Annotated in this window: 9 protein-coding genes and 2 pseudogenes; 5 read left to right on the top strand and 6 right to left on the bottom strand. The window is 36.6% G+C overall.

Annotation, left to right across the window (positions count from 1 at the left end; all coding sequences use genetic code 11):
* Positions 1–247 precede the first annotated feature (247 nt).
* Together FTV29_RS14465 and FTV29_RS14460 are read left to right on the top strand one after the other, a co-directional pair.
* On the top strand, positions 248–1,255 hold the full coding sequence (locus FTV29_RS14465) for a replication initiation protein (protein WP_004967300.1): 1,008 nt from the start codon (positions 248–250) through the stop codon (positions 1,253–1,255).
* Positions 1,256–1,360: 105 nt separating this feature from the next.
* Positions 1,361–1,927, top strand: coding sequence for a plasmid replication DNA-binding protein (locus FTV29_RS14460; RefSeq protein WP_225531289.1), 567 nt, complete (start codon positions 1,361–1,363; stop codon positions 1,925–1,927).
* Positions 1,928–2,147: 220 nt separating this feature from the next.
* Here FTV29_RS14460 and FTV29_RS14455 read toward each other — a convergent pair whose 3' ends face one another.
* Both FTV29_RS14455 and FTV29_RS14450 read right to left on the bottom strand, forming a co-directional pair.
* Positions 2,148–3,716, bottom strand: coding sequence for an ATP-binding cassette domain-containing protein (locus FTV29_RS14455; protein WP_159124549.1), 1,569 nt, complete (start codon positions 3,714–3,716; stop codon positions 2,148–2,150).
* Between the two features lie 368 nt (positions 3,717–4,084).
* A pseudogene (locus FTV29_RS14450) lies at positions 4,085–4,453 on the bottom strand (IS1-like element ISAba3 family transposase); the annotation flags it as partial.
* A gap of 73 nt (positions 4,454–4,526) precedes the next feature.
* Here FTV29_RS14450 and FTV29_RS14445 point away from each other — a divergent pair.
* Both FTV29_RS14445 and FTV29_RS14440 read left to right on the top strand, forming a co-directional pair.
* Positions 4,527–5,402, top strand: a complete 876-nt coding sequence (locus tag FTV29_RS14445) for an SDR family oxidoreductase (protein WP_078081115.1) — start codon at positions 4,527–4,529, stop codon at positions 5,400–5,402.
* Positions 5,403–5,493: 91 nt separating this feature from the next.
* A complete protein-coding gene (locus FTV29_RS14440; protein ID WP_180044481.1) occupies positions 5,494–5,805 on the top strand; it encodes an ATP-binding cassette domain-containing protein in 312 nt (103 codons plus the stop codon).
* Here the strand turns inward: FTV29_RS14440 and FTV29_RS14435 are convergent.
* From FTV29_RS14435 to FTV29_RS14425, 3 genes and pseudogenes are all read right to left on the bottom strand, one after another.
* Positions 5,798–5,875 (bottom strand): annotated as a pseudogene (locus FTV29_RS14435) (IS1 family transposase); the annotation flags it as partial. The gene FTV29_RS14440 and the pseudogene FTV29_RS14435 overlap by 8 nt on opposite strands.
* A 39-nt stretch (positions 5,876–5,914) precedes the next feature.
* A complete protein-coding gene (locus tag FTV29_RS14430) occupies positions 5,915–7,123 on the bottom strand; it encodes an IS256 family transposase (protein ID WP_130136427.1) in 1,209 nt (402 codons plus the stop codon).
* Between the two features lie 128 nt (positions 7,124–7,251).
* On the bottom strand, positions 7,252–8,328 hold the full coding sequence (locus FTV29_RS14425) for a hypothetical protein (RefSeq protein ID WP_225531288.1): 1,077 nt from the start codon (positions 8,326–8,328) through the stop codon (positions 7,252–7,254).
* Between the two features lie 701 nt (positions 8,329–9,029).
* On the opposite strand from FTV29_RS14425, the gene FTV29_RS14420 reads away from it, so the two are divergent.
* Entirely contained in the window at positions 9,030–9,173 is a 144-nt protein-coding gene (locus FTV29_RS14420; protein WP_180015695.1) for a hypothetical protein, read from the top strand.
* A 948-nt stretch (positions 9,174–10,121) separates the two neighbouring features.
* On the opposite strand, the gene FTV29_RS14415 is transcribed toward FTV29_RS14420, so the two are convergent.
* On the bottom strand, positions 10,122–10,325 hold the full coding sequence (locus FTV29_RS14415; RefSeq protein WP_004968112.1) for a hypothetical protein: 204 nt from the start codon (positions 10,323–10,325) through the stop codon (positions 10,122–10,124).
* Between the last annotated feature and the right edge of the window lie 555 nt (positions 10,326–10,880).

Here is a 10,880-nt window from a genome sequence, read left to right as displayed (position 1 = left end):
AAATGTTAGGTTTTTGACTTTAAGTGGGGGCGAAATGTTAGGTTTTTGACTTTAAGTGGGGGCGAAATGTTAGGTTAGTGGGGGCGAAATGTTAGGTTAGTGGGGGCGAAATGTTAGGTTAGTGGGGGCGAAATGTTAGGTTAGTGGGGGCGAAATGTTAGGTGGTAATCAAGATATGCTTGACTTAATAAGTGGGGGTAAGTAGCATTGAAAATACCACCACATAATAGAAGAATAGTGATTTTAGATGGCTGTATCATTAAAGAAAATTAAAAATTTTGAGGAACATGACAAATCTCTTTTTCCTCTTTCAGCACCTGCCAAACGTTATCCAAAAGACTATGCTGTCTTTCAAAATATTTTCTGGCAATTGAAGCATGAGAAATCACCAAAAGACGATATTCTAAAATTGCTATTCTTTTTTAGCCCTAAAGTTCGGCTAGCATCAGATCCCAATGAAACAACAGAATTCACTGTAACAGCTAAAGAATATGCTGAATTGACGGGCTTAAAGCCAAGCAGTGCTTATGTAGCCTTAAACCGAGTAGTAGATGCTCTCTACGACCACAGTGTAGTTTTTTATCATCCTGGAAAAGATCGAGATATTCGAACAAGACTCATTAGTACATGCTCATACAAGGATGGATGTTTTTATATTTCTTTCACGCATTTTGCCCTATACATTATGTATGTTTTTAATAAACAAAATTCGTATACAAAATTTAAAGTTAAATCGGCTGTTGCCTTACATGGTCACGGTTTAAAACTTTACCCATTCTTGGTACAAAATGAATTTCGGTCTAATTTCGATGTATCCATCAAAGAATTAAAAAGTGCTTTAGGTCTGGCAGAAAATTCATACCCAGAATATAGAGATTTCAAAAGTACTATTCTTAAACCCCACATTGATGACATTAACTCTAAAACAGAACTTACTATTGAGTTTAAAGCAGTCAAGAAAGAAGGACGCAAAGCTAGTCATGTTAATTTTATAGTTAGAAAAAAGAAAACTATTGGAGCTAATCAACAAAGTGAAACTGGTAGTAACCAAGAGCAAAATAAAATAACTGCAAAAATGGTTTATTTAACGATAATTCAAAGTGAAGAATTGAGCTTGAGATTCAAAGAATCTGGTGAGACTACAGACGAATTAGTAGAAAGAATAAAAATTGATTTTAAAAATAACGAAGGTAATAGATGGATTGAAAAACTAGCAGAATTCAATATCGACTTTACTATTGAACAAAAAGTTTGAAAAATTGCTGCTATACCTAGAAAAGTACGATTTAATTCAAAATAAGATATATGTTCAGCTAAGATGTTCAGATGAACATGCTTAAACACGCGCTGAGGGATTACATTGAACAAAACAAAATTTAGCATAATGGACGCAAGTAAAGCTTTTAAAAAATCAAGAACAACAATCTATGAATCTATAAAAAGTGGTGAATTATCAAGAGATCATGATGGACTTATAGACTTATCGGAACTTATCAGAGTTTATGGCAATCCAGTCAGTGTTCAGTCCAGTACACGTACTGAACAAGTCCAGAAGGATGTACAGGTACACGTTCAGTCTGAAATTGAAAATGTATTAAAAGATCAAATTTCTTTACTCAAAAATCAGTTAGATTTAGCAAATCAAAGAGAAAAGTCTTTGATGCAACATATTGAAGATCTCACTCATAGAATTGAGTTTAAAGGCACGTTAGAACAGCCAAAACAAGAAAATACTAGTAAGCTAAATGAATCTACTAATCTAAATATAGCAACAGATCCTCGGCCAGAGATTGAGTCGAACTATGACGCATTGACTACTTTTGGGGAAGACAACAAGCGTATACCTATTCCTGAACACGTTGAACCGGAACCTAAAAAAAGGGGATTATTGGGCCGTTTAGCTCGGGCAGTTTTTACAGATGAGTAAGGTTTTATTGTTATTTTTAGCTAAACAAAAGTGTGGAACATTGCTTACTTATTAAGCGTGGAACGTGAAAAGTCATAAAAAAAGCCCAATCGGGTGTGATTGGGCTTTTCAATACGAAATAAACTATTGAATTAAAACAAATAATTTAGAGCATTTCGTATAACGTGTATTATGTTAATTTTAGTAGAACTAATAAATCTATATATTTGAAAATGTCATTTTACTCAATTAAATACTCTTCAGATATTTCACACTGTTCAACAAAAAAATGATCATGTGAAACTAAAATTACAGCGCCCTGATATTGGCTAATAGCCTGCGATAGAAGCTCTCTAGACTCAATATCTAAATGATTTTCTGGTTCATCAAGCAATAATAAATCAATACCATCAGGATAGTGACTCATTGCTAATAATGCGACTTTCAATTTTTCACCACCACTCAGTTCTGATAGTTTTAATAAAGCTTTTTCACGACGAATACGTAACTGACCTAACAAATTTCTCCACTCAACTTCAGTAAGATTGGAGTTATAAAGTGCAAGGTTTTCGATTACGGATAAATCATTATTTAATAAACTAAAGTTTTGATCTAAATACAAACATGTTCCACTAAAGAAAATATCATCACGTTGATGGGTAGAAATCAATTTCAATAAGGTTGATTTACCAATTCCATTAGCACCTTTAAGATGGATTTTTTCGCCAGCTTTCAATGCAAAATTAATTTTATTTGTTGCTGTATGGGGTAGCTTTAAATCATGAATTCTTAAAATCTCTCCTTGCTTCGTACTCTGTAAGTGGAATTCAAACTTCTGAGCTTTGATTTTTTCTACAATGGTCTGCCTATTAATCAGACTATTTTTCAAATCATCAGTTTGTCGAGTTTGTTGGGCACGTAGCTTACCTAAGCTTTGTCCAGCATTTTCCTTTTTGAAATCTAGAAAAATCTTTGCTTGAGAATTAGAATCACGAAGTTCATTGCCTTTAGATTGACGTTTATTCGCTTTCATTAAGCTATCATGTTGCCGTTGTTTTAACTGCTTTAATTCTTTTTTCTCATTATTAATAGACTGAGTTAATGCATCCATGTGTAGCTGATGCTGTTGAATGTAATGCTCATAATTACCTTTGTAGTGTTGTAAGCCTAATTCAGTTAAAGCATAAATATGTTGGACTTGATTGAGTAATTGGCGATCATGACTAATCAGGCATACACCACTAGGGTGTGCCAAAATACTCTCAATTAACCATTGTCTAGATGTTGAGTCTAAATGGTTGCTTGGTTCATCTAAAAGTAGATAGTGATCCTTTTTTAAAAACAAACGACATAAAGCCAGCTTTGTTTTTTGTCCTTCACTCAGTTTTTCTGTTGGAAAGTTCAAATCCGTAGGTAAGTCAGCATTTTCAAGTATATTTTGCCATTTTTGTGGTAAATCCCAGGTATTTTCAACTAACTCATAATCATCAAAACTAGCTGTATTGTTCTCTATACGCCGAAAAGCATGATGTAAATGATCTACCTCTAATGCTTGTGCAATATTTTCAGCATTAAGGCGTTCTAATTGTGCCAAATAATCATGTTGGATATTCCATGAAACTTGACCACTATAATGAATATCTAAAGCTTGGCTTTGATCTAATATTCTGAACAATAGGGATTTACCTAAACCATTACGTCCAATTAATGCAGAAACCTGTCCTGATAAAAGCGTAATGTTTAGCTGATCAAACATTTTCTGTGTAGAAAATTCTAAATTTAAGTTTGAAGCAATACATGCATGTTGCATAAAAAATTCCTCATGTAGAGGATATGCAAAATAGTGAAGATTAACTTATAAAAAACAATATATTATTTAGGATATAAAGTAGAGACCAAGAATATATAGCCACAAGTAGAATCTATTTTGCACATCAAAAGTTTAAAAATAATGATGAGAAAATGACTTACTTCATTGGCGTTACTCTTGGGAGGATGATTTGAATAAGGTTATTTTATAATGATAAGACAATCTGTCAAGCTTGTACTAAAGCTTCTAAAAGTTATTTAACATAATGGCTGTTATACGAAACGAGAGTGTTAGAACCCATTTAAAGTGTCTATATTCTCACCAATAAAAATGTCCGGTTTCTCCGAGGTAAAATATGACTTTTGAACAAAAATAAGCCATTGTTTATTCTTTTTATTTCCAACAAAATTCCAGAACTCATCTACTTCGAGAGATTCATAATGACTTTGCTGAGGCTGAATTTCATAGGTTGATTCAGTTAAAGTACGTAAAACTTTACCGATACTGATGCGCTCAACTTCAGCAATATCTCGTATACCGCTGCCTCTGACCATCAACTGTAATATTTTACGAGTAATACCTGACTTACATCCTAGATAGCTCAGTGCATGATCACCAATAAACTGACGTTTACAGTCTTTGCACTGATAGTTTTGTTTCCCATCTACTTTGATACCATTTTTCTTTATACTATCACTGAGGCAGGTTGGACATTTGATTGCTAGAGTTATTTGCATTTCTCTATTTTATCAAAATCCAATCGGCTTTTTCTTCAGCATACTTTTTGAAACACTACCGAGGAGATTATTTATGACATTTAATAACAATGAAAATACACGTGTGTGGTTTATTACAGGTGCAAGCAGTGGACTAGGATACGAATTCACAAAAAAAGCATTGGAGTCAGGAGAGAAGGTTGTTGGTGTTGCTAGAAATATTGAAAAACTGAATGAGTTAAAATGCCAGTTTGAAGGAATGTTACTTCCTTTAAGTCTTGATGTTACTGATAGAAGTGCTGTTTCGACTACAGTGGAAACTGCCATTAAACATTTTGGAAGACTCGATATTGTCATTAACAATGCAGGGAATATGGTAATGGGAATGATTGAAGAATTTAGTGAAGATGAAGTTAGAAGCCAAATGGAAACTAATTTCTTCGGTACAGTATGGGTAAGTCAAGCTGTTATGCCGTACTTGCGGGCACAAGAATCAGGTCATATTATCCAGATATCTAGTATTGGTGGACTGATTAGTGGTCCAATGTCGGGAATCTATAGCGCTAGTAAATTTGCTTTAGAAGGATTTAGCGAGGCTTTAGCACAAGAAGCTGCACATTTTGGTATAAAAGTATCTATCGTAGAACCTGGAGGTTACTGGACGAATCTATACTTAAAAATGAGTTTTACTACACAGAAAAAAGAGTATGATTCATTACGTGAAAAGTTGGCCCAACAATATTCAAACGAATCGGTGGATAGTGATCCTAAGTTAGCCGCCGAAGCTATAATGAAACTGGTTAATAGTGAGAATCCGCCTCTCCGATTAGTTCTGGGAAGCCTTGTATATGATTTAGCTGTTGAAAATGCAGAAAAACGTATATTTACATGGAAAGAGTGGGAATCAGTCAGTCGTTCTTCGGAACATGGGATTCCTGCACCAGAAGGATACGGAATAATTGAGGAATAGAAACCCTAAGAAATAAACTCTCTAAACTACAAAAACTAATTAATGATTTAATATGTTTATTAACTTAATCGCTAGAAAGGGAGGCGATTGTATGGAATTGATAAAAATGAGAGGAATAGAAAAATATTTTGGAGGCAAGCTTCTTTTTACTTTTGATAAATTAACTGTTTTTAAGAACGATATTATTGGTGTAGTCGGGTTAAACGGAAGTGGAAAAACGACGTTGTTGGAGATCATTAACAATGATATAGCTCCTGACAAGGGAAATGTTGAGGTTAAGGGAGATATCTCTTATTATAAACAATTCGGTCAATACCACGAATCAGTAGATTCTTGGCAATTGAAAGAATTTCGCTCCAGCTCAACAAGGTGGTGTTTCAAAAAGTATGCTGACATTAAATGAAGCCATTATTGATGTAAAAAAAGGTTAAGTCGAAAGCTTTAAAATGGTTTTCAATCTTTTTTGAAAAATTGAGCCTGTAAATAATTTTGTGTAATTGCTTTTCATAAATTTAAAGGCGATTGCTTAAGCGGTCACCGAATTCAATAATAAAGCGGCTCATGGCTAAACGCCAGTCGCGAATAGGCATATTCCACTTTTTAGACGCTGCATCAATTGCCAGGTAAATCACTTTACGTACAGAATCATCCGTTGGAAAGACTTTACGCTTTTTGATCGCCTGACGTATTACGCTGTTTAATGATTCGATCGCATTGGTGGTATAGATGGCTTTGCGTATCTCGGCTGGATAAGCAAAGAAGGTATTTAGATTCTCCCAGTGTGTACGCCAGCTTTTGCTGATCTGTGGGTACTTGTCATCCCATGTTTGGGCGAATTGATCCAAGGCCATCAAGGCTGCCTCTTCAGTAGGTGACTGATAAACGGCTTTTAAATCCTGAGTGACCGCCTTGTAATCTTTCCATGATACGTATTTCAAGCTGTTACGCAGCATATGGATAATGCACAGCTGGATATGGGTTTGCGGGTATACGCTGTTAATGGCATCAGGAAAGCCTTTTAGTCCATCCACACAGGCGATCAGAATATCCTGCAACCCTCGGTTTTTAAGCTCAGTCAGGACATTCAGCCAGAACTTTGCACCTTCATTCTCAGCCATCCACATGCCGAGCAGTTCTTTCTGTCCATCAAGATTAATGCCTAAGGCAAGGAATACAGCCTTGTTGATAACACTGCCATTATGACGGACTTTAACTACAATACAGTCCATATAGACGATGGGATAGAGTGCATCCAGCGGACGGTTTTGCCATTCAGCGACTTGCTCCTTAACAGCATCAGTCACCTTGGAAATAAGCGTTGGCGATACATCAGCATCGTACATTTCTTTGAAAGTAGCCACGATTTCACGGGTAGTCATGCCTTTGGCATAAAGGGATAGAATTTGGCTATCCATTTGCGTGATACGAGTCTGATTCTTTTTAATTAGCTGTGGCTCAAATGTGCCATCACGATCTCGTGGTGTGGTGATCTCAATCTCACCATCATCGCTCAGCACGGTCTTACTGGAATAACCGTTACGAGCATTTGAACCGTTCTTACGAGCATTCTTTTCATGTCCGAGATGTTCGGTAAGTTCGGCATTGAGAGCCGTTTCAACAGTGAGTTTAGTCAACAATCGGGTGAATTGATTGAGATCGTCTTCTGTTTTGATTCCTTTAGCAAATTCTGCTGCAAGGTCTTTTAGTTTTTGTTCGTTCATCATGTTGCCTGACTCCGTTGTGAATATGAACATAGCAAATTCAGGCAATTACACAATTTAATTTACAGTCTCAATTTGCATGTTAGAACCTATTCAAAGTCCGTATTTAATAGCTTCTCTTAGCGGATTTACTCATTTTCAAGCACTTGTAAGTAAAGCTCATCCGCTTTTTGAGCAATGGCTTTGCCATTCTCACGCATTTCTAATTCTTTAGCTACATAGGCTTGAATCGGTATGTTGTAATAGCCACCACCATAGTAGTCTTTAATGAGTTTCAAAGGCACTTCCACACCATATTCATCAAAAAGATTACGTCTGTAATTATATTCATGGATCGTATCCGCATAGGTCGGCAATCGGGGTAGATAGGTCAAGTGTGGTGTAGCAATTTCCATCTGCATCCATGTTTTCTGCTTCTTAGACCTGTACTTTAAAAAACGCTGTGCAAAATGGATAATCTGCCCTGCTTGGGAACGGCTTGCTTTGAAAACAGACCATGTTTCAACCATCAGGAATAGATTTTTAATGTCGGCTCGGTTCTTCTCTGCTAGAGAACTATTTTTTTGACTAGCCAATTTATTAATAGAATCAGTAAATTTAGTTTTAATTTTTTCAATACTTTGCTTTGTATATCGCCAAGTCCACGTATAAGCCCTTACTCTGTCTTTGTAGTCTTTTTCATCACCCAAGATGAGCTGTTTATAAGTCTTATGCGTATCTCTAAAAAGCTCCATAGTCACCAGGGCAGTAGGTTTGACAGCAATTGGATTTTTTAAGACAAATTGTTTTGGCTCATTATCTTTGAAGTAGTCTGCAATCAAGGTCTTTTCTGCTGAGATCGAATCAAGATCCCACTTAAAGCCTTTGTACTTCTCTTTAAGAGTCTGAATCTTCAAACGCTCCGACTCTTTGGCAAGTTTATTAATCTCAATACCGTTGAAAGTATTGAAATCTCTACTTGTAGGCGTAGTGAATAAGCAATACAGAAACCATTTATTTTCATTAAAGACATCTCTTTGCACGATCATCGTGCAAATAGGATGACCCTTTTCTAGGCGGTAAGAACGCTGTCTTGGTGAAATACCCAACTCATAACGCTCTGTCATCTTATCCAAAACGGATTCAATGGATTTCTTAGAACTGTCGTACTCAAAGCTGAAATAAAAATATGCGCCATTGGCAACATGGTCAGCGAGCCGTTGCATTGTAAATTTTGTGTGTGGACTAAAAATTATCATCCAAAATATTTCCAATCATTGTTATCAAGGGTTAATTCACAAAATACGCTGTTTTTTGATCAAAAACTAGCATTGTAATCGAGTAAAAGGATTTTTGGTTTTTAGCTGTTTTTTGCTTTTTCCATAGCGAAGCTATGGTGAACTTGCGAAGCAAGTTTTAAGGACTTCTAGACGGTGTTTGTAAGAGGGTAATAAGTAGTTCCATGCGAACGCACCTAGACAGCATATTTTTTGTGCATTATGATTTTCTCATCAGTTGTGAAGTGTGTCTGACCAACGCACCTAAAAGACCTAACCGTTTTTTAGTGTGCCGTTAGGCACACTAAAAATTTTGATTTTCAACAGCTCACAGTGGAAAGGTTGACAGCCTGAAAACTGCTTGACGAAGCGGACTGCTGCGGAAACGTAGCTCGGTACGCTTTGATGAGGGCTGATGAGGGGTGGCTTTTGCCTACCCTCAAATTCTACTCAATCCACTTCATTGTTGGTTCTTGAAGTTGGGCGACAAGGAAACGGAATCACCGAAAGGTGGCGAATGGGTTAAACCCCATTCTAGGCTGAAAGGGCTGAAATCCTGCTTTTGAAGAAATAGTGAGTGAAATCCATAGATGGAGAGTAGCGTTAATAACTACCGTTCTTCGCTGAATCTTTATGGTTTGGCGAGGTGCGTGGCACACACGATGGCTTCTGCGGTATTCGAGAGGGTACAGGCGATCAAGGTGAAAGCTGGCGAGAGTGGCACTTTTGGGTCAGGTGGTGAATTTGTCGTGATGACATTCCATTTTGGCTCGAAAGGTCGATGTATAGCTTAAACGTGTTAAAGGTGGGGAGAGATCCTCATCGACTGTGCTAAGTAAGTGTTCTACCCATGATGATATTTTTTAAGCTGCGGAATCGGTATTTTGGAACTGCGTACCGAAAAGCAAGGAAAAAGCTTAGAAACTTAGTGGATGAACGTACTGCTTGTTAAGACTTCAATTGATAACTTGGGACGCACTTTTATGTCATTAGGTTTTGTCACCTAAGTTTTTGAATAACTAAATTTTTAGTTATCGACATAGATGTGTTGGAGCGATCTTTAGTAGCGCATATAAGGCAGATTTTTGCCGAAGTTGTACTGTAATAATTCTGAATAAGTTGTTGTTTTTATTTGTAAAATAGATAGTAATCTATAATTACAGGTAAAATTGATAATCAATAAGAATTTTCTTTTGAGTTGTTTTATCAAAAGTTGGTTAAAAAACCATAGCTACCGTTGTCAGAAATGACTTGTTAAGGGAATCGTGGTTTTGCGAAAGAGTGATGTTGAGGCTATAGGGGACTGTAGTTGAGTGTGTTACTTCCTGCATGGTCATAGTGCTTGAAGGCTGTGGATTTAAAGCCACAGGAGAGTCAAAAAGGTTAAATGGGGATTGGTCTCCCCTGCTGTTCGAGTTGGTCGCTCGAACTAAACTAAACTTCTGAAGACATAGTTTTTCGAGGTTGTTATCCACCATAGGATAAATATTTTCTGATTTTATGAATAAAATTAGCGTTTTAAAGTTTGGTGTTGGTTGGTTGGCAATCGGCACTTCGACAAAATTTTACGGTGCATACGTTATAAGCATTTTTTAGACCCCCTCGGATATTCTTGCCAACAGAATATCGAAACGAGGTGGGTTGTCTAAATGCTCACCATTTGCGTTTTAAGGCACTTTAAACTAAAACCTATAGGTAGAATAGGAATGACCAATAAAACGCCAAATACAGCAAACCATGCGCTATAAATCCACATCTCTTGGTGTATCTTGCTCTCGATCTGTCATAAAATCTTCTAACCCTGTTGGGTCATCATGGTTTTTAAAGAACTCCTCCCAAGTTACTTCACAAAAGACACCATCTTCATTGGCTCTAAACCATCGTGGTTTGTTGAAGTTCTTCATCGAGAGAGAAACCAAATCTTCATCTTTTTTATCTTTGCTCATCTCAGATCCTCTTTAGCGAGTGTCTACGAGCGACACAACGAAAATTTGCGCCTAGACTCCCTGAAAAACTGCTTTTTAAAATATTTGCTTCAACAAATTGAAAGTAGATCACATGCTGATCTTTGCACCTAGACCGAGCGAAGCGAGCATAAAAAACTTATGAGCGAAGCGAATTCCGAGTTGCTTTTGCCTTTTCTTAAAGTAACAAGAATATTAACTAAAAATTGCCCCACGAATCGAGCGAAAGCGAGATTCAATAGAGTTTGAGCGTAGCGAAAACCAAGGGCAATTTTTCATTTATTTTTTCATTTACTAATTTTAAAAGCTTTATTAAAAGCTTTTAATAGCTTTTAAAAAGCTTTTAAAAAGCTTTACGGCCAGTCTCAATGTATTGCTATATCAGTGTTTCAGACACTAAAGTGGGGGCGAAATGTTAGGTTTTTGACTTTAAGTGGGGGCGAAATGTTAGGTTTTTGACTTTAAGTGGGGGCGAAATGTTAGGTTAGTGGGGGCGAAATGTTAGGTTAGTGGGGGCGAAATGTTAGGTTAGTGGGG

Origin of the sequence: Acinetobacter sp. YH12254, from assembly GCF_013417415.1 — a bacterium.
Lineage (GTDB): Bacteria > Pseudomonadota > Gammaproteobacteria > Pseudomonadales > Moraxellaceae > Acinetobacter > Acinetobacter pseudolwoffii.
The sequence above is the reverse complement of the archived record's forward strand: the minus strand, read 5'-3'. Positions and strand labels throughout refer to the sequence as shown.